The sequence below is a fragment of the Janthinobacterium sp. C22 genome (assembly GCF_057919405.1).
On sequence record NZ_CP193659.1, the window covers coordinates 384,336 to 407,222 of the forward strand.

Annotated in this window: 24 protein-coding genes and 1 pseudogene; 7 read left to right on the top strand and 18 right to left on the bottom strand. The window is 65.7% G+C overall.

Translation table 11 applies throughout. The features are described 5' to 3' along the window. The first annotated feature begins 4 nt into the window (after positions 1-4). The gene (locus tag ACRHIG_RS01670; RefSeq protein WP_489629187.1) at positions 5-199 is read left to right on the top strand and encodes a hypothetical protein; all 195 of its coding nucleotides are present in this window, start codon (positions 5-7) and stop codon (positions 197-199) included. A 67-nt stretch (positions 200-266) separates the two neighbouring features. Here ACRHIG_RS01670 and ACRHIG_RS01675 read toward each other — a convergent pair whose 3' ends face one another. Then, positions 267-881 carry an outer membrane protein gene (locus ACRHIG_RS01675; RefSeq protein WP_475415876.1) on the bottom strand — a complete coding sequence of 205 codons (615 nt, stop codon included), beginning with the start codon at positions 879-881 and terminating at the stop codon, positions 267-269. A gap of 167 nt (positions 882-1,048) precedes the next feature. Here ACRHIG_RS01675 and ACRHIG_RS01680 point away from each other — a divergent pair, with 167 nt between their 5' ends. Beyond that, positions 1,049-1,834: a helix-turn-helix domain-containing protein gene (locus ACRHIG_RS01680; RefSeq protein WP_489629188.1), complete on the top strand. Its 786-nt coding sequence runs from the start codon at positions 1,049-1,051 to the stop codon at positions 1,832-1,834. On the opposite strand, the gene ACRHIG_RS01685 is transcribed toward ACRHIG_RS01680, so the two are convergent. From ACRHIG_RS01685 to gpmA, 17 genes and pseudogenes are all read right to left on the bottom strand, one after another. After that, positions 1,807-4,062 (bottom strand): patatin-like phospholipase family protein, encoded by a 2,256-nt coding sequence (locus ACRHIG_RS01685; protein WP_489629189.1) that lies wholly within the window; start codon positions 4,060-4,062, stop codon positions 1,807-1,809. The two genes, ACRHIG_RS01680 and ACRHIG_RS01685, sit on opposite strands and share 28 nt — an antisense overlap. Before the next feature lie 58 nt (positions 4,063-4,120). Next, positions 4,121-4,681, bottom strand: a complete 561-nt coding sequence (locus ACRHIG_RS01690) for a type II secretion system protein N (protein WP_489629190.1) — start codon at positions 4,679-4,681, stop codon at positions 4,121-4,123. Positions 4,682-4,697: 16 nt separating this feature from the next. Further along, positions 4,698-5,918 carry a type II secretion system inner membrane protein GspF gene (gene gspF, locus ACRHIG_RS01695; protein ID WP_489629191.1) on the bottom strand — a complete coding sequence of 407 codons (1,221 nt, stop codon included), beginning with the start codon at positions 5,916-5,918 and terminating at the stop codon, positions 4,698-4,700. Positions 5,919-5,928: 10 nt separating this feature from the next. Then, the gene (gspE, locus tag ACRHIG_RS01700) at positions 5,929-7,350 is read right to left on the bottom strand and encodes a type II secretion system ATPase GspE (RefSeq protein ID WP_219310307.1); all 1,422 of its coding nucleotides are present in this window, start codon (positions 7,348-7,350) and stop codon (positions 5,929-5,931) included. A 10-nt stretch (positions 7,351-7,360) separates the two neighbouring features. Next, positions 7,361-9,592, bottom strand: a complete 2,232-nt coding sequence (gene gspD / locus ACRHIG_RS01705; RefSeq protein WP_489629192.1) for a type II secretion system secretin GspD — start codon at positions 9,590-9,592, stop codon at positions 7,361-7,363. Then, positions 9,589-10,365, bottom strand: a complete 777-nt coding sequence (locus tag ACRHIG_RS01710; RefSeq protein WP_475415869.1) for a type II secretion system protein N — start codon at positions 10,363-10,365, stop codon at positions 9,589-9,591. The genes gspD and ACRHIG_RS01710 overlap by 4 nt, the downstream gene beginning before the upstream one ends. Beyond that, positions 10,362-10,910, bottom strand: a complete 549-nt coding sequence (locus tag ACRHIG_RS01715) for a type II secretion system protein M (RefSeq protein WP_489629193.1) — start codon at positions 10,908-10,910, stop codon at positions 10,362-10,364. Before ACRHIG_RS01715 ends, ACRHIG_RS01710 begins: the two co-directional genes overlap by 4 nt. Continuing rightward, positions 10,907-12,069 (bottom strand): annotated as a pseudogene (gene gspL, locus ACRHIG_RS01720) (type II secretion system protein GspL). The gene ACRHIG_RS01715 and the pseudogene gspL overlap by 4 nt, the downstream one beginning before the upstream one ends. An 85-nt stretch (positions 12,070-12,154) precedes the next feature. Next, positions 12,155-13,123 (bottom strand): type II secretion system minor pseudopilin GspK, encoded by a 969-nt coding sequence (gspK, locus tag ACRHIG_RS01725; RefSeq protein WP_489629194.1) that lies wholly within the window; start codon positions 13,121-13,123, stop codon positions 12,155-12,157. Continuing rightward, positions 13,120-13,743, bottom strand: a complete 624-nt coding sequence (locus tag ACRHIG_RS01730; RefSeq protein ID WP_489629195.1) for a PulJ/GspJ family protein — start codon at positions 13,741-13,743, stop codon at positions 13,120-13,122. The genes gspK and ACRHIG_RS01730 overlap by 4 nt, the downstream gene beginning before the upstream one ends. Further along, entirely contained in the window at positions 13,743-14,126 is a 384-nt protein-coding gene (gene gspI, locus ACRHIG_RS01735; protein WP_326457732.1) for a type II secretion system minor pseudopilin GspI, read from the bottom strand. The genes ACRHIG_RS01730 and gspI overlap by 1 nt, the downstream gene beginning before the upstream one ends. After that, positions 14,123-14,617 carry a GspH/FimT family pseudopilin gene (locus tag ACRHIG_RS01740; protein WP_051991350.1) on the bottom strand — a complete coding sequence of 165 codons (495 nt, stop codon included), beginning with the start codon at positions 14,615-14,617 and terminating at the stop codon, positions 14,123-14,125. Before ACRHIG_RS01740 ends, gspI begins: the two co-directional genes overlap by 4 nt. A 12-nt stretch (positions 14,618-14,629) precedes the next feature. Beyond that, complete coding sequence (gene gspG / locus ACRHIG_RS01745) at positions 14,630-15,082, bottom strand: type II secretion system major pseudopilin GspG (RefSeq protein WP_035823835.1); 453 nt, start codon at positions 15,080-15,082, stop codon at positions 14,630-14,632. 93 nt (positions 15,083-15,175) lie between these two features. Continuing rightward, complete coding sequence (locus ACRHIG_RS01750; RefSeq protein ID WP_475415863.1) at positions 15,176-15,937, bottom strand: HesA/MoeB/ThiF family protein; 762 nt, start codon at positions 15,935-15,937, stop codon at positions 15,176-15,178. An 8-nt stretch (positions 15,938-15,945) separates the two neighbouring features. Continuing rightward, complete coding sequence (locus tag ACRHIG_RS01755) at positions 15,946-17,439, bottom strand: S41 family peptidase (protein WP_489629196.1); 1,494 nt, start codon at positions 17,437-17,439, stop codon at positions 15,946-15,948. A gap of 47 nt (positions 17,440-17,486) precedes the next feature. After that, on the bottom strand, positions 17,487-18,950 hold the full coding sequence (locus ACRHIG_RS01760) for a murein hydrolase activator EnvC family protein (protein WP_489630725.1): 1,464 nt from the start codon (positions 18,948-18,950) through the stop codon (positions 17,487-17,489). A gap of 76 nt (positions 18,951-19,026) precedes the next feature. After that, on the bottom strand, positions 19,027-19,773 hold the full coding sequence (gpmA, locus tag ACRHIG_RS01765) for a 2,3-diphosphoglycerate-dependent phosphoglycerate mutase (protein ID WP_070313039.1): 747 nt from the start codon (positions 19,771-19,773) through the stop codon (positions 19,027-19,029). A 106-nt stretch (positions 19,774-19,879) separates the two neighbouring features. On the opposite strand from gpmA, the gene ACRHIG_RS01770 reads away from it, so the two are divergent. The 5 genes from ACRHIG_RS01770 to ACRHIG_RS01790 all read left to right on the top strand — a co-directional run bounded on the left by ACRHIG_RS01770 (position 19,880) and on the right by ACRHIG_RS01790 (position 22,886). Beyond that, the gene (locus ACRHIG_RS01770) at positions 19,880-20,296 is read left to right on the top strand and encodes a rhodanese-like domain-containing protein (RefSeq protein WP_070220898.1); all 417 of its coding nucleotides are present in this window, start codon (positions 19,880-19,882) and stop codon (positions 20,294-20,296) included. 27 nt (positions 20,297-20,323) lie between these two features. Beyond that, on the top strand, positions 20,324-20,590 hold the full coding sequence (gene grxC / locus ACRHIG_RS01775) for a glutaredoxin 3 (RefSeq protein WP_070220900.1): 267 nt from the start codon (positions 20,324-20,326) through the stop codon (positions 20,588-20,590). 160 nt (positions 20,591-20,750) lie between these two features. Next, positions 20,751-21,227: a protein-export chaperone SecB gene (gene secB / locus ACRHIG_RS01780; RefSeq protein WP_076565035.1), complete on the top strand. Its 477-nt coding sequence runs from the start codon at positions 20,751-20,753 to the stop codon at positions 21,225-21,227. Between the two features lie 86 nt (positions 21,228-21,313). Then, positions 21,314-21,775 carry an SH3 domain-containing protein gene (locus tag ACRHIG_RS01785; protein ID WP_489629197.1) on the top strand — a complete coding sequence of 154 codons (462 nt, stop codon included), beginning with the start codon at positions 21,314-21,316 and terminating at the stop codon, positions 21,773-21,775. A gap of 67 nt (positions 21,776-21,842) precedes the next feature. Then, entirely contained in the window at positions 21,843-22,886 is a 1,044-nt protein-coding gene (locus tag ACRHIG_RS01790; RefSeq protein WP_489629198.1) for an NAD(P)H-dependent glycerol-3-phosphate dehydrogenase, read from the top strand. Position 22,887: the final 1 nt, after the last annotated feature.

Below are 22,887 nucleotides of genomic sequence, written 5' to 3' on the forward strand. Positions count from 1 at the left end.
ACCGATGGCAAACAAGGCCTTGGCGACGCGGCAGAAAATGCAGTTCCGCGTCGAACCCTCGCAAAAACCGCGCAACCCCGTCGCCACGGCCGCCCTGCAGCGCACGGCCGGGGCGCACGTAAAGACCGTTTCCGGCCAGCGCCAGCAGGAAAAACGCCTGCTGGCGAAACTGCTGTTGAAAGTAGAAACGGACAATTAGGCCGCCCGCGGACACCCCGTTCCGGGGCGTCCGCCATCAGGCCACTCTCTGCCGCAGCATCATCCCCTTAGAAACGGTAGGACGCGCCCAGCGAAAACATGTCGACCTTGGTCGTTTGCTTGCTGCTGTACTTGACCGGCACGCGGTCCCAGTCCAGGTGCAGCGACCAGTTCCGGTTCAGCGCATACGCCGCGCCGATGCCGTAGGTCAGGCCGATCTTGTCCTTCTTGTCCGAACCGCCGCCCAGATAATCGACCTTGCCCTGCGTGTACGCGGCACCGGCGCGCCCGCTCAGGGTAAAGGCGTCGAACTGGTAGCCGAGCACGCCCTGTATGCCGAGGCCCGTGAACTTGCCGCGGCCAGCACGCTTGCCGGCGCCCGTGTCGAAGCCGGACTTGACCTCGCCGCCCATGTACCCCACCAGCTCAACCGAAGGCAGGGCCACGCCGCCCTGAAACGGCAGCGCGTCGAAACTGTAACCCAGGTAGGCCTTGCCATTGCGCTTGCTGCTCTTGTCGCAATCGCCTTGTCCGGCGATGCAATCGAGGCCCGTGCTGGCGCGAAAGCCATAGCTGGCGCCCGCATAGATGGAACCTGGCGCCGGTTCGGCGGCGGCGGCATGCAAGGGAGCGATGGCGACCAGCGCCAACAGCGCTGCGGGGAAACGGAAAGATGGAAACATGGATAACCTCTACAAGTGGATGGATTGCCTGGTTGTAGCGCGCTGCGCGAGCCACAAGCGGGAGTGTCATCGCTTTCGCCGAAAAGTACTATCATCTTGTGCAAAGTGCCATTAACGGCTACATTCGGTACCGTCAACCGCTACCAAACTTGCATAAAGGAACTATCGTGAGTTCACCTGAACTGGTTTTGCGCGTGCTGCGCACCCAACTGCGCGCCGCCGGCATCACCTACAAGGTATTGGCCGAGCGCATCGGCATGAGCGAGTCGAGCGTCAAGCGCATGTTTGGCCAGCACGACATGTCGCTGTCGCGCCTGGCCCTGATCTGCAAGGCCTCGGGCATCGCCATGGAGGACGTGCTGCGCGGCGCGGCCGACATCACGCCGCATGCCGACACGCTCACCCTGGTGCAGGAAAAGTCGCTGGTGGCGCATCCGCGCCTGCTGCTGGTGGCGATCTGCTGCCTCGGCCACTGGAGCCTGGAACAGGTGGTGGAAACGTATGCGCTGACGCAGGCCGAATGCATCGGCTGCCTGGCCGAACTGGACCGGCTGGGCTTGATCGAACTCAAGCCGCTGAACCGCTACAGCCTGCGCGTCTCGAACGCCTTCCACTGGCTGGCCGACGGCCCGGTGCAGCTGTACTTCCGCGAACACGTGGTGGCCGATTATTTCAGCGGGCATTTCGACGGCGCCGGTGAAACCCTGATGTGCATCCCGGCGCGCCTGTCGCTGTCGAGCGCACAGGAGCTGGTGCAAAAGATCCGCCAGCTGGCCGAAGAACTGGCGCGCCTGCACCAGAACGACCGCCGCCTGGGGCCGCAGGAACGCGATGGCTTTACCCTGCTGCTGGGCTTTCGCTCATGGGAATTTGCCGCCTTCACGGCCCTGCGCCGCAGCACGGCGCCCGCCGCGCCGGGCGCCCCTTACCAGACAGGGCCCAGGAACAGATAGAGCGTGCTCTCGCCGCCCTTCGATGCGCCCGACGCCACGTACACGGGACCGAAGCGCGTATCGACCGAGATGAAGGCGCTGCTGGCCTGCGTGAACTTGGTGGCTTTCCAGCGCTCGCTCTGATCGAAGCCGCCGCCCATTTCCAGCGAAAAGCCGGCACGCACGGCGCCGCCCAGGGTGCTGGGCAGGGAACCGATGCGGCGTGCCATCACGAAGCGCGCCAGGGCCACGCTGCGCCCCGTCACCGACTCGAACTGCGTGCCGGACAGGCGCAGGAAGCCGCCCAGGCTGAGCGGCGCCTCGCCCGCTGCGCGCGCGCCCATTCGCCATACACGTGGCCGGCCCAGTTGCCGCGCCCAAACGCCTTCAGGCCCGTGATGGCGGAGCGCCCCAGGCCCGATTCGCCCGTACCGGTGGTCGCGGAGCGCGTCCAGGTGGCGTCGAACAGCACGCCGCGCGTGGGGAAACCGGGCGAATCGAGCGTGTCGACGCGGAACTGGACGAACTGGTTGGTGCCCAGCGCCCGCTCCTTGGGGTAGGTCGGGTCGGCGGGGATGCTGACGTCCGCCTTGACTTCGCTGCGCGTGATGCCGAACTGCAGATCGCCCCAGAAACCGAACTGGCGCCCCAGCACCAGGCTGGCGCCCTGGCCGCTGTAGGCGACGCGCGCATTGCGCCGGCCCTTGTCGAACAGGTCGACCGCCTGGGAAGTACTGCAGCGATGGCGCGATATACCACGGGTTGCCGGCGCCCAGCGGCTGCCAGTACTGCACCCCGAAGTTACGCGCGGTGCCGATCTGCACCATGCTGCGCAATTCGCCGCCCCAGCTGTTCAGGTTCGAGCGCACATGCAGCAGCTTCAGGGCAAAGGTATTGCTGTCCCTGAAATCGCTGGCCATTTCCAGGCCCACGCGCAGGCGGCTGCTGGCCCACGGCGCCTCGACCGCCTTGATGGTGACGGCGCGCTGGTCGCCCGCATCGACCACTTCCGTCTCCACGCGCGCCACGTCGCCGCGGCCATACAGCCTGGCCGCCGCCTTGAGCACATCTTCCTGGCTGACGGCCTGCCCTTCCACCAGGCCCGATTGCGCCTGCAGGATGCGCGGATTGATATCGCCTTCGCTCTCCACGGCCAGGCGCGTGAGCGGCAAGGCCACATCCAGCAGCGCCGGCGCCGCCAGGCGCAGCTCCTCGCGCGCCGCATACTGTTCCGGCGGCAGGGCCAGCGGCGCCAGGCGGGCGGCCAGTGCCTGCGCCGCCTGTTCGCCGGCGCGCATGGCGCGCGCATAGTTTTCAAAGTCGAGGAAACTGACGCCCGTCAGGTCCGGCGCCACCAGGATGTCCTGCGGCTGCAGTTCCTTGAGCGAGCGCTGCACGTTCTGCTCCGTGAGGATCTGCAGCATCTGCTGCGCCACGCCGATGGCGCTGCCCAGCTCTTTTTCCGGCGCCAGCGGCGTACCCACGTTGACGGCGATGATGATGTCGGCGCCCATGGCGCGCGCCATGTCGACGGGCAGGTTGCGCACCAGGCCCCCATCGACCACCAGCCGGTTGTTCACGCGCACGGGAGCAAACACGCCCGGCACGGCCAGCGAGGCGCGCATCGACAGGAACAGGGGCGTGTCGACCAGTTCCACCAGCTCGCCATTCACCAGGTCCGAGGCCACCGAGCGGAAAGGCAGCGGCAGCTGGCTGGCGGGACGGTCGCGCATGCCGGCCGGCAGCAGCCGGTTCAAGGCCATTTCCAGCGCCGCATTGCTGGCCGCCGCCGGCGGCGTGGAAATGCCATTGCGGCTGGTGCCGAACTCGATGCGCGACGGCAGCAATAAGTCTTCCTCGCGGCGTCGGAACGCCAGTTCGTCGCGCGGCGGCCGGTCGGCCACCACGCGCGCCCAGTTGGTATCGCGCGCCATCTTTTCCAGGTCCGCCACGGAAGCGCCGGCCGCGTACGCGCCGCCCACCACGCCGCCCATGCTGGTGCCGACCACCATGTCGATCGGCACATGCAGCTCCTGCAGCACTTTCAAGACGCCGATATGCGCGAGGCCGCGCGCGCCGCCGCCCGACAGCACCAGGGCGATGCGCGGACGCGCCGGCACGGGCGCAGGAACAGCCAGGGGAGGAACGGAAGTAGCGGCAGCAGCGGGGACGTCAGCGGCGGCGCCGGCTTGCGGCAAGGCGCACAGCGCCGCCACGCAGCCCGCCAGGACGGCACGGATCGAGAACATGAAGACTCCTGTGGCGATGGCGGCACGGCGCCATCGGCAATATACGATAAAAACGGGGTTAATTCGACGGCGGCGGCACGCTGCCGCTCACCTGCGGCGGCGCCGGCATCACGGTCGCCGGACGCTGCTGCTCCATCGGCAGCGGCGGCGGCACCAGGTTCGTTGCCGGCGCGGGAGCCGGTGCCGGGGTGGCGGACACGGGTCCCGGCAAGGCCAGCGCCTTGTCGTCGGCCACCAGGTCGATGCGCTTGCTCACGCCGCCGTCGCGCAGCAGCACATGGCGCGCATGCACTTCCAGCACCGTCACGCCGGGCACCACCTCGGCGCCCTCGGGCAAGGCCACGGAAGGCTTGCCATCGGTCGAGATGATGGCCACACTGCCGCGGCCCTGGCTGGCGGCGACCACGCCCTTGAGCTGGTAGTTGCTGGCCGTGGCCACGCTGACCTGGCCGCCGAACAGCGAGGCGCCCGCCTCCACGCTGGCATCCTGCACCACCGGATTGGGGGGCGGATTGATGGGGCGCTGCGGCGCCTTGAACAGCTGCATGGCCCAGTAGGCCAGCGACACGGACAGCGCCACGACGGCGAGCAGACTTGTAAATTGAGGCAAACGCTTCATGGCTTCCTTGGGTTTCTTATCTGACGAGCTGATTGATTTCGATAATCGGCATCAGCACGGCCAGCACGATCAGCAACACCACTACGCCCATGGCCAGGATCAGGGCCGGTTCCAGCAGGCCCGCAATGGTGAGCGTGCGGCGTTCCAGGTCCTGCTCCTGCGCGCTGGCGGCGCGTTCCAGCATGGCCGGCAGCTCGCCCGTGATTTCGCCCGCGCGTATCATGTGGATCAACATGGGCGGAAAATGCTTTTGCGCCGACAGCGCGCGCGCCAGGCTCACGCCCTCGCGCACGGCGCCGCTGGCTTCCTGTACCAGTTCCTGCATCGCCACATTCGTGAGCGTGTCGCGGCTGGTGTCGAGCGCGCGCAGGATCGGCACGCCGGACCCCGTGGTGATGGCCAGGGTGCTGGCAAAACGGGCCGTATTCAGGCTGCGCTCGAATTTCCCGTACAGGGGCGCTGTCAGCAGCCATGTATGCCAGCGCCGCTTCAAGGCCGGCTGCTGCAGCGCGCGGCGCCAGGCGAACCAGGCGCCGGCGATGGCGATCGCCACGACGATGCCGTAGTTGCGCACGAAGTCCGACAGCGCCAGCATGATCACGGTGAGCATGGGCAGCTTTTGCTTGGTATTGGCAAACACGGAGACGATCTGCGGCACCACGTAGGTGAGCAGGAAAATGACGATGGAAAACGCCACCACCGTGACGATGGCCGGATAGGTAAACGCCAGCTTGACCTTCTGCACCAGCGCATTGCGCCGTTCGATATAGTCGGCCAGGCGCGAGAGCACGCGCGACAGATGGCCGATCTGCTCGCCCGACGCCACCAGCGCCCGGTAGATTTCCGCGAAATCGCGCGGATGGCGCGCCAGCACGTCGGAAAACGCGGCGCCGCCGATCACTTCCGAGCGGATCGAGGCGATCAGGTCGCGCAGATACGGCCGCTCGGCCTGTTCCAGCAGCGCGGAAAACGCCTGCTCCAGCGGCAGCCCCGCTTCGAGCAAACTGGCCAGCTGGCGCGTGAACAGGGCCAGCTCGGTGCTGGACAGGCGCTCGCCGAAGCCGCGCCGCTTGGTCACGCCGGCGGCGTCCACCTGCGCGGCGATCGGCTCGACGGCCAGCGGCACCAGGCCTTGCACGCGCAATTCGGCGCGCGCGGAACGGGGACTGTCGGCATTGAGCACGCCCTTGCGGGTGGCGCCCTGGGCGTCGACGGCTTCATAGCGGAATGCGGGCATGGTGGCGGGCCTAGTCTTTGGTCACGCGCAGCAACTCGGCCTGCGTGGTGGTGCCGTCGCGCAACCAGCGTTCGCCGTCGTCGCGCATGCTCGTCATGCCGTCCTGCAGGGCGACGGCGCGCACTTCCGCTTCCGACGCGCGGTTGTGGATCTGCGCGCGGATCTGCTCCGTCGTGCGCAGCAATTCATACACGCCCACGCGGCCCTGGTAACCCGTCTGGCCGCAATGCTCGCAGCCGACCGCCTGCCAATACTGGCCATCGAAGGTCTTGCAGGAGCCGCACAGTTTGCGCACCAGGCGCTGCGCCAGCACGCCCAAGAGCGACGACGACAGCAGGAACGGCTCGATGCCCATGTCGAGCAAGCGCGTGACGGCCGCCGACGCGTCGTTGGTGTGCAGGGTCGCCAGCACCAGGTGGCCCGTCAGCGACGCCTGCACGGCGATCTGCGCCGTTTCCAGGTCGCGGATCTCGCCGATCATGATCACGTCCGGGTCTTGCCGCAAAATCGCCCGCAGCGCCTTGGCAAAGGTCATGTCGATGCGCGGATTGACCTGCGTCTGGCCCACGCCGGCCAGGTCGTACTCGATCGGGTCTTCCACCGTCAGGATGTTCGTCGTGGTGGCGTTGAGCATCGACAGCGCCGCGTATAACGTCGTCGTCTTGCCCGAGCCGGTGGGACCCGTGACGAGCACGATGCCGTGCGGCTGCGTGATCAGGCCATCGAACTGCCCCAGCATGGGCGCGCTCATGCCCAGGTGCTGCAGGTCGAGGCGGCCCGCTTCCTTGTCCAGCAAACGCAATACGGCCCGTTCGCCATGCCCCGTGGGCAGGGTCGAGACGCGCACGTCGACGGGTTTGCCGCCCACGCGCAGGGTGATGCGGCCGTCCTGCGGCAAACGCTTTTCCGCGATGTCGAGCTGCGCCATGATCTTGATGCGCGAGATCAGCGAACCGTGGATGGCTTTGCGCGGGCGCACCACGTCGCGCAGGCTGCCGTCGATGCGAAAGCGCACGACGGAGGTCTGCTCGAACGGCTCGATGTGGATATCGGACGCGCCTTCGCGCAGCGCCTGCGTCAGCAGCGCGTTGATCATGCGGATGACGGGCGCGTCGTCGGACGATTCAAGCAAGTCCTCGATGGCCGGCACGTCCTGCAGCAGCTTGGTCAGATCCAGGTCGGCGTCGAATTCATCGGCCATCTGCGACGCATCGCCGCCGCCGCCCGCGTAGGCGCCGGCAATGGCCGCATCGAGTTCGCCGCGCGGCAGCACCGTCAATTGAATCTGGCCGAAACGGCGCGACACTTCGGCAATCGCCGCCGGCGCCGTCGATGCGGCCACCAGCACTTCGACGGGGGCGCCGTCGACGGCGCCGGGCCGCGCCAGCAAGCCGAAATCGCGCGCGTAGGCGTAGGGAAGCAGATTGCTCATGACTGTCCCATCACTTCTGCGGCTGCTGCTGGTATTGCTGCAGCAGCGGCTGCGGCGGCGTGGCGGCGTTGGCCGGCGCGCCTGGCGGCGGCGTCGGCGCCGGCGGCACGGGACGCGTCACCATGCTGCCGCCCACGGGCTGGCCATCCTGCAGGGCCGGCAGCACGGGCGTGCCCAGGTCCTTCAGCATCAGATTGCCCGACGCCGGCACGGCAGCCGTCTCGGCCGAGCGCATGTAGTCGTAGCGGTCGGCCGCCAGGCTGCCGCTCTGCTCCTTGTTGCGCACGATCACAGGGCGCAGGAAGATCATCAGATTCGTTTTCTTGCGCTCGCGCGTCTGGTACTTGAACAGGTTGCCGATCAGGGGGATGTCGCCCAGGCCGCGCACCTTCTCCGCGTTGTCGCCCGTGCTGTCCTCGATCAGGCCGCCGAGCACGATGATCTGGCCATCGTCGGCCAGCACATTGTTTTCGATCACGCGGTTGTTGATGGTGATGCCGCTGACGGCCGTCGACGTGGATTTGTCCACGCTCGACGTCTCATGATAGATGCCCAGCTTGATCGTGCCGCCTTCGGAAATCTGCGGGCGCACCTTCAGGGTCAGGCCCACTTCCTTGCGGTCGATGGTCTGGAACGGGTTCGTGTTGGTGCCGGCCGTGCTGGTGTACTGGCCCGTCAGGATAGGCACGTTCTGGCCCACCTTGATGGTCGCCAGCTCGTTGTCCAGGGTGATCAGGTTCGGCGTCGACAGGATGTTGGCGTTGCCGTCCGATTCCAGCGCATGCGCCACGGCGCCCAGGCCCAGCGCGCCGTTGATCTGCTTGAAGATGCCCAGGGTCAGGCCGCCCGTCGGCAGCACCTTGCCGCCGCCCAGCGCCAGCTTGGCGATATTGTTGTCGGTGCCGCCGGCGAACGACTGCAGCGCGCCCACGCGGTAGCTGCTGCTGCTGTCGCCGGAAAGCCCCAGCCACTGCACGCCGAACTCGGATGCCTTGGCCGACGTCACTTCGACGATCAGCGCCTCGATGTAGACCTGGGCGCGGCGCACGTCGAGCTGGTCGATCACGGCGCGAAGGTTGCGGTAGACGGCCTCGTTGCAGGTCAGGATCAGGGTGTTGGTGGAAGCGTCGGCCTGGATGAAGCCGGCCGCGCCGCCCGACGACAGCTGCTGCGGCCCGTTGTTCAGCGAAGCGCCGCCCGTGGTGCCGCTTTGCGTATTGCCGCCCAGGCCAGTGCTGTTCATGCCGCTGTTGTTCTGGCTGATCTGGTTGTTTGTGCTCTGGCTGCTGGTGCCCTGCTGCGCCGAAGCGGCCGTGCCGTCCGACGTCACCACCGAGCGCAGGGTCTGCGCCAGCTTGGTGGCGTCCGCATTTTTCAGGTACACCACGTGCACGTTGCCCAGCTGCGTGGTGGGCTGGTCCAGCTTCGAGATCAGCGACTTGGCCAGGTTGGCGCGCGCCGCCGACGGCGCGCGCAGCACCAGCGAATTGGTGCGCGGGTCGGCCAGCACGGACACCTTGCCCGTATCGCCGGCCGCGCCGGCGCCCGCATTCCCGCCCTCCATCAGTTTATTGACCATCGAGGCCAGGTCGGAGGCGATGGCGTAGCGCACGGGGATCACGTCCAGGTCCGTCGAGGCGGGCACGTCGAGCGCGGCGATGATCTTCGCCAGGCGCTTGAGGTTATCCGCATAATCGGTGATCACCAGCGAGTTGTTGCCCGGGTTGGCATTGATCGTGTTGTTCGGCGAAATCAGGGGACGCAGCACGGCCAGCAGGTTGGCCGACGATTCGTAGTTCAGGTAAAACACCTGGGTGGCGATCTGGTCGCCCTTCACCTGACTGGCGCCGTTGCCCACCTGGGTCGGCACGGATTGCAGCTTGGCGTCCGCTTCCGGCACCACCTTGGCATAGCCGTCGCCGGAGACCACCGCGTAGCCCTGCAGGCGCAAGGCCGAGGCCAGCAGCCCGAACGCCTGCGTCTTGCTGATCGATTTCTCCGACACCAGGGTGATCGTGCCCTTGACGCGCGGGTCGATGACGAAATTGATGTTGGTGTAATGGCCCACCGCCTTGATCACCGATTCGATGTCGGCGCCGACGAAATTGAGCGCCGCCTCATCGCCGGGCGCGGCCCAGACGGGCGCCGGCATGCCGGCCACGGAACAGCACAGCAAGGCGGCGGCCGACAGGCGGCGCAGCGAGAAGGAGGAGGTAATTGGGCTCACGGATGGTTTTTTCATTGTCTGAACTCTAAGGCGATGATGTTTTTTTCGCTATTGCTACGGCGCTGTCCCAGCAAATTCAACAAACTCGCCAAGGTCTCTTCATATCCTGCTGCGGCCTGGGCCTGGCCGGAAAACTGCATGCGCCCCTGTTGCAGGCTGCCGCTGCCGTCGAGCAGCAGCGGTCCCTTGATGGAGCGCAAGGTCAACGTCGCCTGCTGCCCCTGCCAATCGAAATCGAGTTCGTAGCTGCCCAGCGGACGCAAGGACGACAGGCGCGAGGCCATGTCCGTCATCTGCAGGGTGGTGCGGCCGACGGCGGAAAACTGCCGCTGCTCCAGGGCCAGCTGCAAGGTACTCCACGACAGGCGCATGCTGCCCGTCGGCGCCACGGTGTTTAACGGCGCACCGAGACCGCCCAGGCCATCGGCCGGCAGCAGCAGGGCCGCCGGGCTGACCTGCCAGTGCGACCACGAGCCGCGCAGGTTCACCGGCTGCGACAGCGCCTGCGGATTCTGCAGTTCCACGTCCGCCGATCCCCACAGCACCGAGGGCGAAATGCGCCAGCTGAAACGCCCCGGCAGCAGGGGCGTCACGGCGCCATTCGCGCTGGCCGCCCCGCCGATAAAGGCCGAGCCGCGCCACAGGGTACCTTGCGCGTCGCCCAAGGTCAAACGTCCGCCCGTCTGCTTCTCCACGATACTGGCCACCCAGCTGGCCGGGAAAAACACCAGCAGGGTGACGCAGACGCTGACGATGATGGCCAGCAGCCAGCCAAGCAGGCGCATCATCGTGCCGCGCCCGGGCTCTGGTGCAGGGTCAGGCTGGCGTCGACCAGGCCCGCCACCGCCTTGTCCTGCACCGTCTGCGCCGTGATCTTCGCTTCCTGCACCGCCACGCGGCCTTCGCGGCGCAAGCCGTCCAGCCACAGCATGACGCTGGCGAACGGCACGCCGTTCAACTGCACGCGCGCGTATTCTCCCGTCAGCGACAGCGATTGCGGCGCCAGGCCGCGCGCCTTCAGCGAGGCCTCGAGGCTTTCGCGGCTCATGGGCGCCACCTGCACGGGCGCCTGGCGCGCCAGTTCGCCGGCCTCACGCGCCAGCGCCTGCAGCTGGGCCGCATTCTGGCGCAGCTCGGGCAAGCTCTTTTGCAAGGCGATGCGTCCCGTCCAGGCCGGCTCGAAAAACACGGCGTAGACGAGGGCCAGCCCCGCCACCACGCCGCCGATGCTCAAAAGCTTGCGCTCCTGCTGCGTGCGCTCGGCCCAGAAGGCCAGCACGGCCTGCTGCCGGCCCACCAGCGCGGCGCGCGCCTTGTTCACTGCTGCACTCATGCTTTTGCTCCCGTGGCCGGCGTGATCTTCCACACGCCCGGCGCCGTTTCATTCAAGGCCAGCTTGCGCGCGGCCAGGCCGTCGCGCACCTGTGCCTGGGCGCTGGCGTCGACCATGTCCGGCTTCAGCTTGACGATCAGGGCACGCTCGCGGTATTCCAGCGAGGCCACCACGCCGCGCCCGGCCAGGCCGCCCAGCGCCTCGCCCAGCGCCGCGCTCATGCTGGTGAAGTCATCCATGCTCGCCTGCCCGCCCTGCAGGCGGGCGGCGGCGATATTGCGCCGCATCTGTTCCGCTTCCAGCCCGTACACGGGCGCCTCGTTCGGATACGCAGCCTTGAAGGTTTGCTGCATCGAGGTGCGCACGGTGGCCGCCTCGCGCTTCAAACGCATCCATTCGATATTCATGCCGGCCAGGTTGACGATCACGGCCAGCAGCGCCAGACGGATGGGCCAGCGCCAGCGGCGCCACTCGGTAGCCGATCCCGTGGCCGTGCCCAGGGCAGGGGCCAGGTCCATCCCCGCCCCCTGGCGCCGGCGATCCAGTGCGCCCAGTGGTCGGGCTCCACCGTCACGCCGTGCATGCCGGCGGCCAGCTGTTGATACTGCGCCAGCTCGGCCTGCGCCACGTAGACCGTCAGGGGCACGTCGCCGGCAAACGCGCGCGTCGTCAGCAGCGCCTGCTGCGGCTGGGCCGGCAAGACCAGGCCCAGCCCCTCCTGCGGCGCCTGGCGCAAGGCCAGTTCCAGGCTGTCGCCGGCCGCGTGCAGGGCGGCCGTCACGCTGCCCGGCTGCAAGGGCAGGCACAGCTGCGACGGCAGCAGCGCCACCTTGCGCGCGCCCTGCGCCAGCAAAGCTTTTACCAACACCTCGGCCCAGGCGCGCTGCGCCACGGCCACCGTGCGCATGCCGGCCGCATCGGGCGCGCTGGCGGCCAGCAGGCAATCCTGGGCGTCGCCGAGGATGTGCTCTTCCACCAGTCCCGGCAAGGCCGCGCGCAAACGGGCGCCGGCCAGCGGCGGCGTTTTCAGGCGCAGCAGGGTCACGTCGGCCGCCGCCAGCAGCAGCACCACCTGCTTCGCGCCGGCGATCAGCTGGCCCAGGCTGCCCAGCGGTGCGCTGCCTTGCTGCAGCAGAGTGCCGCCGTCGCCGGCCAGCACGAAGGAGCAGGCGGGCGCGCTATCGGTGGACGCCTTGGCCGGGTGACGGATATACAATATTGTCAAAGTGACTCGCTTTCAGCTGTTAATTTTCCCGCAGCCAGACCAGGCTGGTGGTGCGCTGCGGATCCGTTTTTCGATTGACGAGCGCCACGGCATCCAGGGCGGCGCGGTCCAGCCGCACGCGGATGACGGTGAGAAAGTAGCGGCTCTTCACGTCAAGCTCGACGCCTTCAATCACATTGCCACTAATATTATTCTTGAAGTTTGCAAAATCGACAAACTTTTTACGCGGATTGCTCAAGGTCAGGGCGCTGGCCTCGGACAGCGACATCATCGTCACGGCCGCCAGCACCTCGGCCGGGGCCGTATTCACGTTGATCGGCGTGAGTTCAGGCAGGATGATGACGACATCGCGCAGCTGCTCGATCATCTGCGGCGTATAACCGGGCACGGCCAGCAAATCCTCGACTTGCGTGAACGCCACCGGTTCGCTGCCGCCGCTCGTGGCGGGCTTGGCGGCGGGCGTCTTGCCGTCGCTGCCGCTGCTGCGCGGTTTCGGCTTGGCGCGCAGCACGGCATCGGCCGTCGCTTGCGCCAGGCCGCTGTCGAGCTTCATATTTGACAATAATCGCTGGTAGGCCAGCACCTGCTTCGGATTGACGGTGCCCGTGGCGTCGACCAGGTTGGTAATATTGAAACGCGCCTGCGCATCGAGCGCGCGGCCCGAGACGGTGGCGTCGAATTTTTCCGTATCGACCTTTTCGCGGTCCACATAATCGTCGAGCCGCGCTTCCTCGATCGGCGTGGCCCAGACGCCATCGGCGGCCGTCAGCATGGGATTGTCCTGGCGCAGCCAGAAGCGGGCAAAGTCGACCATGCCGCGCATGGCCCACTGCGTCTGCAGGCGCAGGCGCTGGTTTTCCATCGAGCGCACCTGCACCTGCTGCTGCCAGAACAGGCTGGCGACGACCGTGATGGCCAGCGCCGTCAGCAGCAGGGCCGTGATGACGGCCACGCCGCGCTGGCGCGCGGGGCGAATGAACGGCTTCATCCCGGCCCCAATAAAAAGACTTTGGACAGGCCCGCGTCCTGGCCAGGCATCTGCAAGGTCACTTCCAGGCCCGGCACTTGCGCGGAGATGGTGGCGCCGGCCGTCAGCACGTTCCAGGCGCCATTGTTCCAGCCGCGCATGACCATGCTGTCGACGCCGCGCATCAGGGTCACGTCGGCGCTGGAGGTATCGGTATCGTCGCGCGCCGCCTGCCACAGGGTGTCGAGCACGGCCAGGTCGCGCGTGCCGTTCGACTCGCGCCGCGTCAGCACGCCGCCGCGCAGGCGGTAAGTGACCACTTGCAACTGCTGCGGCTCCTGCTCCGACGCGGCCAGGCGCACCAGGGTCAGGCGGTCGTTTTCCGCCGTCAGGTTGATGCGGCCATTCAGCAGGTTGTTGTTCTGCCCGGCACCGGCCAGGTGGTCGCAATCGCTTTGCATCTGGGCAAACGCCAGCTGCATGCCGCGCGCCTGCTCCAGCTGGCTGGTCAGCACTTCGCGCGAACGCATGATGCTGTCCAGGCCGCGCCAACCCAGCACGGCGACCATGGCCAGGATGCCGATCGCCACGAGCAGCTCGATCAGCGTGAAACCACCAGCGGGGACGGGGCGGCGCGCCATCAGTCGTTAAAGGAAAGCAAGACCAAGCGCACGATGCGCCGGGCCGGATATTGCACGTCGTACACGTTGACGCGCACCTGGCGGATACGGGGATTCGGCGTGGCCACCACTTCCTCTTCACAGATGAGCTTCAGGTCGCCCTGCGGGCAATCGACCGTGCGCTTGCCCGTCTGCGGGAACGTCTTCGCCAGGCGCAGGCGCACCAGGTGGTTTTCCGCCGACCAAGTGGCCATCATGGCGCTGCGCAAGCCATCGCTGTTCTGCGTCAGGCTGCCGACGGCGCGCAGCGAGGCGCCCAGGGCCGTGCCGACGATGACGAGGGCGACCAGGACTTCCAGCAAAGTGAAGCCAAGCTGGCGGCGTTGTCGTGGGAAGGCCATCATTGCTCGACCGTGAAGTGGCCGATGCCGTCGGCGCGGATGGCCACGCTGCGCTCGCCGCTGGCCAGGGTCAGCACGAAAGGCTTGTCGACCGGTTCGCGGCCGAAGATGATGCGCAGCGGCTGGGCCACGCTGCTCGACGGCTGCACGCTGAGCAGCATGGGGGTATTCGCAAACGCGCGCTCGCGCAGCAAATCGTCCTGCGTCACGGGTTGCCACAGCTTTTCATTGAGGACCAGGAAACGGTATTGATTTTCGTCCGCCTCGAACGCCACTTGCCGGCTGCGCACGATGGCTTCATCGCGCGCCAGCTGCAGCAGCAGGGCGATGCGCTCGGCTTCCTTTTGCAGCGCCTGCTGGCCATTCGGCATCGCGTTCAGCGACACCAGGCCCAGGGTAACGCCGATGATGACCATCACCACCAGCAATTCGATCAGCGTGAAGCCGCTGGCACGTGGCCGGGGCAGTGCGCGACCGGTGGTCATGGCAGGCATGCAATGGAAAACTTACAGTTCCCAGGAGCCGATATCGGCATCGTCGCCGCTACCGCCAGGCTGGCCGTCGGCGCCCAGCGAAATGATGTCGACTTCGCCCTTCACGCCCGGCGACAGGAACTGGTACGGGTTGCCCCATGGATCCTTCGGCATCTTTTCCAGGTAGCCGCCCGCCTTCCAGCCATTCGCGGCCGGGCCCGTGGTCGGTTTTTCGATCAGCGCCTGCAAGCCCTGCTCGGTGGTCGGGTAGCGCTGGTTATCCAGGCGGTACAGTTTCAAGGCTTGCATCACGGTGGCGATGTCGACTTTCGCCGCCGCCACTTTCGACTCGCCCGTGCGGGCGATCAGCTTGGGCACCACCAGCGAGGCGAGGATGCCCATGATCACCACCACGACCATGATTTCGATCAAAGTGAAGCCGCGCGCGCGGCGCTGGCGTATCGGATGGTTTGCTGCGTTTTGCATAAGAAAGAGAGAAGAAGGTGAGTAATGAGAGCAGAGTATAAAGCGGAAATATGACAAAGCTTGTCATATGGGGAAAAATTTGTGCGGCGGCCGTCAGGCGGGCAAGACCACTTTGCCGCAAACGGCGCAGCCGGGATCGCGCGCGACGCGCATGCTGCTCCATTCCATGTGCAAACCGTCGAGCAGCAGCAGGCGCCCGGCCAGAGATTCGCCCGCACCCATGATGAGTTTCAAGGCCTCGGCCGCCTGCATGGCGCCCACCACGCCCACCAGCGGCGCGAACACGCCCATGGTCGAGCACGCCTCGTCCGTGAACTGCTGCTCCTGCGGAAACAGGCAGGAATAACAGGGCTGCGTGCCCGTGCGCGGGTCGAACACGCTCACTTGCCCGTCGAAACGGATCACGGCGCCCGACACCAGCGGCACCCTGGCCGCCACGCAGGCGCGGTTGACGGCGTGGCGCGTGGCGAAGTTGTCGGTGCAGTCGAGCACCACCGTGGCGGACAAGACCAGTTCGGCCAGGCGCGCACCGTCCAGACGCTCCTGCAAGGCGATGATGGCTATCTCGGGATTGATGCCGGTCAAGGTTTCGCGCGCCGACAGCACTTTCGGCTGGCCCACGCGCTGCGTGGTGTGGGCGATCTGGCGCTGCAGATTGGTCAGATCGACCGTATCGTCGTCGACCAGGGTCAGCTTGCCGACGCCGCTGGCGGCCAGGTACATTGCGGCCGGCGAACCGAGTCCGCCCGCGCCGATCACCAGCACATGCGCGTCGAGCAAGGCTTGCTGGCCTTCGATGCCGATCTCGTCTAACAGGATGTGGCGCGAATAGCGCAGCAGTTGAGCGTCGTTCATGGCGGCGACTACGGTTTTCGCACGGGAATCTTCTTGTCGTCCGCCTTGATGTCGGAAGCGATTTCCGGCTTGGCGCCGATCTTCTCCACCTTCGGGTCGACCTTGGCCAGCTGTACCGGCAAGCCCTGGAAATGGTTCAAGGCTTGCTGCAGCTGGAAATCGTCCTTGGCGCCGTATTCGAGCGGCTTGCGTTTTTTCGCCGTGGCGATCAGGCGCTGCTCTTCTTCCAGCTGATCCTGCATGCCTTCCATCGTCGGCTTGGCCGCTTCCGGCTTGCCATCGTCGCTGCTCAGGTGTTTTTCCAGGTCCGCCTCGCGCACGCGCAGGCTGTTCCAGCCGTCGCCTTCGGCCGTTTCATCGACCAGCAGGTCGGGCACGATGCCGCGCGCCTGGATGGCGCGGCCTTTCGGCGTGTAGTAGCGGGCCGTCGTCAGCTTGACGGCCGTGTCGGCCGTGATCTGGCGCAAGGTTTGCACGGAACCCTTGCCGAACGTCTGCGTGCCGATGACGGTGGCGCGCTGGTAATCCTGCAAGGCGCCGGCGACGATTTCCGAGGCGGAAGCGGAACCGGCATTGACCAGCACCACCAGCGGCACGGTTTTCAGCGCGGCCGGCAGCTTGGCCAGCGGGTCGGCCTTGGCGCCCGGCGGCGCATAGAATTCGCGGCGGCCATAAAACACCTGTTTCGACTCAGGCAGCTGGCCCTTGGTGGAAACGATCACGGAGTTACCCGGAAGAAATGCTGTCGCCACGCCGATGGCGCCCGGCACGACGCCGCCGGGATCGTTGCGCAAGTCCAGCACCAGGCCCTTGAGCTTGGGGTCTTGGACATACAGCGCGTTGATCTTTTTGACCATGTCGTCCACGGTCGGTTCCTGGAACTGGGCGATGCGCAGCCAGGCATAGCCGGGCGCGACCATCTTGGCCTTCACGCTTTGCACGCGGATTTCCTCGCGCACGATGGGGAAGACCAGCGGCTTGCTTTCGCCCTTGCGCGACATCGTCAGCACCAGCTTGCTGCCAGGCTGGCCGCGCATCTTCTTGATGACCTCTTCCAGTTGCAGGCCTTTCAGCGGAATGTTGTCGAGACGGGTGATCAGGTCGCCCGCCAGGATGCCGGCCTTGGCGGCCGGGCTGTCCTCGATGGGCGAGACGACTTTCACGTAGCCGTCTTCCATGCTCACTTCGATGCCGATGCCGACAAACTTGCCCTGCACGCTTTCGCGCATTTCCTTGAAGGCATTTTTATCCAGGTAGACGGAATGCGGGTCCAGCGACGAGACCATGCCGGAGATGGCTTCCGTCAAGAGTTTCTTGTCTTCCACCTTCTCGACATAATCGGTCTTGATCAGGCCGAAGACGTCGGACAGCTGGCGCAGCTCGTCGAGCGGCAGCGGGGCATTCGTGATTTTCTGCGCCACGGCCGGGTACTGCAGCGACATGCCGATGCCGGCCAGGACGCCCAGACCGATCAGGCCGATACTTTTGACTTTGATACCCATGAATTCTTCGCAATCTACAATTTCGCTGCCGCAGCAATGGTGGGAACTTAAAACTTCACCCAGGTGGCGGGGTCGAAGGCGCGGCCCTGATGACGCAGTTCAAAGTATAGCCCTGATTCCTCGTTGCCGCCGCTGTTGCCCGCGCTGGCAATGGCGTCGCCGCCCTTGACGGCATCGCCCACGCGTTTCAGCAGGGATTGGTTATTGCCATAAATACTCATGTACTGGCCGCCATGGTCGACGATGATCAAATTGCCGAAACCGCGCAGCCAGTCGGAAAACACGACCCGGCCGCCGGCGATGGCGTGGATTTCGCTGCCTTCGCCCGTGCGGATGAACACGCCCTTCCAGCTGGGGCCGTCACCGCGCTTGCTGCCGAAGCGGGCGGCAATCTTGCCCGCCACGGGCGCGCGCAGCTGCCCTTTCATGCTGGCAAAGGCGCCGGCCGGCGCGGCCGGCCCCAGGCTTGGGCGTTCCGGCTCCGGTTCCGGCTTCGGCTCGGGCTTGGGTGCCACCTTGGCCACTTGCGGCGGCTCGTCGTCATCGATCGGTTCCAGCTTCACGGGCGGCGGTGGCGGCGTCTGCGGCTTGATCTTGCCCGATTTGTTTTGTTGCTCTTTCGCAATGCGTTCCCGTTCGGCCTGCGCCTGGGCGGCCTTGGCGCGCGCGGCCAGCAGGCGTTCGCGTTTTTCCGCCGCGATCTTGGCATCGGCGGCCGCTTTTGCGGCGGCGCGCTGTTCGGCCAGCAATTGCTGGCGTTTCTTTTCGGCCGCGGCGGCGGCGGCCTGCTCTTCGATCAGTTTCGCCAGCTTGTCGACCAGGTTGCCCATGCGCTGTTCGTCGCGCTCGACATTGCCCACTTCCTTGCGCTGCGCCACCAGGCGCTGCGACAAACTCGTCAGCAAGGCGGCGCGGCGCGCCTTCTCCTGCACCAGCAAAGCCTTCTGGTCGCGCTCTTCCTGCGCGATTTCTTCCAACTCATCCTTGGCGTTCTGCACGTCCGCCTGGTTTTTCTCCACGGCCAGCAAGTTGGCGCGCAAGGCTTCCAGCAGGCGCGCCTGCGCCTGCGACACATACGCCATCAATTGCAGGTCGCGGTTGATGCGGTTCGGATTGTCGCCCGACAAGAGCAGCTTGATGCGGTCTTCGTTGCCGGCGACATATTGTTCACGCAGCAATTTCGACAGCTGCGTCTTTTGTTTTTCGACGGTGGCCGTCAGCTGCTGGTGCTCCTGCCCCAGCGCCGTCAGCTTCACGCTCGTCTCGCCTTGTTCCTGCGCCAAGTCGCGCAAGGCGCGGTTGGCGTTGGAAATGGCCTCTTCCGACTCGGCCAGGGTATCGGCCGCGTCATCCTTGGCGCTTTCCGTGCGGCTGATGTCGCGCTTGAGCGCCGTCAGCTTTTGTTGCAATCCGGCACGTTGTGCTTCCGCGGCCGCTTTCTGCTTGCTGCGTTCGGTGGGCTTGGCACCCTGTGCGGCACCGCTCGAGAGGAGCAGCGCTGCGCACAGCATGGCGCCGGCGCGCCACGCCGGCAGGGGTCGTTCAGCAGAGGGGGCGATCGCTGTGCCGCGGAAGAAAGACAACAAGTTACTTGGCCTTCCCTTGGTTCGCCACGGCCGCTTGCGCTGCCGCAATCGCCGCCGGGTCGCCCAGGTAGTAATGACGGATCGGTTTCAGGTCGGCATCCAGTTCATACACGAGCGGCTGGCCGTTCGGGATGTTCAGGCCGACGATATCGCTGTCGCTGATGCCATCGAGCATCTTGATCAGCGCGCGCAGGCTGTTGCCGTGGGCCGAGATGATGATCTTCTTGCCAGCGCGGATGGCCGGGGCGATTTCCTCATCCCAGGCCGGCATCACGCGCGCCACGGTGTCTTTCAGGCATTCGGTCAGCGGGATAGCCGCTTTCGGCAAGCCGGCATAGCGCGGGTCGTTGTACGAGGCGCGGTCGTCGTTCGCTTCCAGCGGCGGCGGCGGCGTGTCGTAGCTGCGGCGCCATACCAGTACTTGCTCGTCGCCATACTTGGCGGCCGTCTCGCCCTTGTCCAGGCCTTGCAGGGCGCCATAGTGGCGCTCGTTCAAGCGCCAGTCATTCTTGATCGGCAAATACATCATATCCATCTCGTCGAGCGCCAGCCACAGGGTGCGGATGGCGCGCTTCAGGACGGAAGTGTAGGCCACGTCGAACGTAAAACCTTCCTGCTTGAGGATCTGGCCGGCGGCCTTGGCTTCGTTGACGCCCTTTTCCGTCAGATCGACGTCGGTCCAGCCGGTGAAGCGGTTATCGAGGTTCCAGGTGGACTCGCCGTGACGCATGAAAACGATTTTGTACATAGTTCTATCTTCTCAAGGGGTTCAAATCAAAAAAGCAAAACGTAAAAAGACCTCGTCCAGCTTCTATTTTATAATGCGCGGATTGACTTAAACCATTGGACCCTACGTGAAATTCATTATCGACCACATTTTTCTGTTTGCCATCGTCATTATTTCCGGCGGCGCCCTCCTCTGGCCACTGCTGTCGATGCGCGGCAAGCGCGCGACCGTGCTGGAAGTCACGCAACTGATCAACCGTGGCAAGACCATCATCGTCGACGTGCGCAGCGCGGAAGAATTCGCCACGGGCCACTTGCCTGACGCAAAAAATATTCCGCTGCCGGAACTGGCAAAACGCATGGGCGAGCTGGAAAAATTCAAAACGCGCCCCATTGTAGTGGTTTGCCAGAAAGGTTCGCGTTCGGCAACCGCCGTCGGCCTGCTGGGCAAAGCCGGTTTCGCTGAGGCAACAAGCCTGGAAGGCGGCCTCGACGAATGGAAAAAGCAGGGTTTGCCATTGAAAACCCTGTCGCTGGCGAAGTAAGCCAGCATTTAACTAGAAGGAATCATCATGACCGTCCCCGTAATTGTGTATAGCACCGCCGTGTGCCCGTATTGCGTGCGCGCCGAGCGCCTGTTGGAAGCCAAGGGCGTCGCCGTGCAAAAGATCCGCGTCGACCTCGACCCGGAAGAGCGCATCAAGATGATGGAACGCACGGGCCGCCGCACGGTGCCACAGATCTATGTGGGCGATACCCACGTGGGCGGATTCGACGATTTGTATGCGCTCGATCAAGCTGGCAAGCTCGACCCCTTGTTAAACGGCACGGCAGCCTGATATAAAGCGGGTTCGAGAAATTGCTTGGTTTTTTGTCGTATTGTTTTGATACAATTGCCCTCGCACCTGATCTGGCCGCGCCTACCCGGCGCGGTTTGAATACCGCAAGCACCATATTTGAACGGTGTGCCGTTCTTGTCCCTTACAACGAAAGCGTTCCATGTCTGACGAAAATCTGCAACCAGTCTTCCAAATCCAACGCGTCTACCTGAAAGACATGTCGCTGGAACAACCAAATTCCCCAGCTATTTTCCTGGAACAAGAAGCCCCAGCGATCGAAGTCGCTCTGGACGTGGGCGCTGCGCCTCTGGCCGACGGCATCTTCGAAGCCACCGTGACCATCACCGTCACCGCCAAGGTCGGCGAAAAAGTCGCTTTCCTGGTTGAAGGCAAGCAAGCCGGTATCTTCGAAGCACGCAACATTCCTGCCGATCAACTCGATCCGCTGCTGGGAATCGGCTGCCCGAACATCATCTACCCTTACCTGCGCGCCAACATCGCCGACGTGATCACCCGTGCCGGCTTCCCGCCAGTGCACCTGGCCGAGATCAACTTCGAAGTGTTCTACCAACAACGTCTGCAAGCCATCGCCGACGCTGCCGCCGCTGCTCCAGCAGGCGACGCGACGACGCACTAAGCTGCAGGCAAGACCCCGCCGGCCCCTTGGGGCTGGCCTGACACGGCGGCCTGGCCGCCGTGTTTCGTTAAGGTTCAAAAAATATCATGTTGAAAAGTGCGCTCTTGAGCAAGTTCCGCTGGATGGCCGGCGCCGTGCTGCTGCTGGCCACCGCCGCCAGCCACGCCGTCGATTTCAAGACGGTGGGCGCGACCCCCGTCATCCTGTATGACGCGCCGTCCTCCAAGGGCGGCAAGCTGTACGTGGCGCCACGCGGCATGCCGCTGGAAGTCGTGCTCAGCTACGGCGAATGGGTCAAGGTGCGCGACGCCAGCGGCGAAATGGCCTGGACGGAAGCCAAGGGCCTGTCGGCCAAGCGCAACGTCGTGGCGCGCGCCGCGAACCTCAAGGTTCGCGCCAGCCCCGACGACAATGCTTCGCCCCTGATCCTCGTCGACAAGGGCGTGCTGCTGGAAATGAGCGAACAACCGAGCTCCGGCTGGGTCAAGGTACGCCACAAGGATGGCCAGAGCGGCTACGTCAAGACCAGCGAAGTGTGGGGCCTGTAAGCACCGCCAGATTCATCCGGGCAACGGCCAGCCGCGCCGTGCCCCTCCCCTGCCAGACTGAGGTTGCATGCAAGTTTCCCCTGAAAACACTCCCGATACCGCCGCCAAGGCCGCCCGCCGCATTACCGTGCTGGGCGCAGGCGCCTGGGGCACGGCCGTGGCCATGGCCCTGGCCGGCCGCCACGACGTGCTGCTGTGGGGCCGCAATGGCGAAGCCATGGCCGCCATGGCCGCCAGCGGCGAAAACAGCTATTTACCGGGCTTCCCTTTGCCGCCGCAGCTGCGCATCGGCGCCGATTTCGACGCCGCCGTCGCGCATGCCAGCGGCGAACACGGCCTCCTGATCGCCGCCTGCCCCGTGGCGGGCCTGCGCCCCATGCTGCACCAGCTGAAAGGCAAGGCCATCGGCAAGCTGGTGTGGCTATGCAAGGGATTTGAAGGCGGCACGGGCCTGCTGCCGCACCAGATCGTGCAGGAAGTTCTGGGCGACAATATCCCCGGCGGCGCCCTGTCCGGCCCCTCGTTCGCGCAGGAAGTGGCGCGCGGCTTGCCGTGCGCGCTGACCATCGCTTCGCACAGCGCGCCATTGCGCGGCGCCGTCGTCTCGGCCTTGCATGGCGGCACCATCCGCGTGTATGCGAGCGAAGACCTGGTGGGCGTGGAAGTGGGCGGCGCCGTGAAGAACGTGCTGGCCATTGCCACCGGCGTGGCCGACGGCCTGGGCCTGGGCTTGAATGCGCGCGCCGCGCTGATCACGCGTGGCCTGGCGGAAATCACGCGCCTGGGCACTGCCCTGGGTGGCCAGACGGAAACGTTCATGGGCTTGACGGGCATGGGCGACTTGATTCTGACGTGCACGGGCGACCTGTCGCGCAACCGCCGCGTCGGCCTGGGCTTGGCGCAAGGCAAGGCCCTCGACACCATCGTGGCCGAACTCGGTCACGTGGCCGAAGGCGTACCCTGCGCCAAGGCCGTGCGCGAACTGGCGCGCCGCATGGGCGTCGACATGCCGATCACCAACGCGGTGGCCGGCGTGCTGTTCGATGGGGATTTGCCGCACGTGATGGTGCAGCAGCTGCTGTCGCGCGATCCGCGCGCCGAGGCGGCCTGAC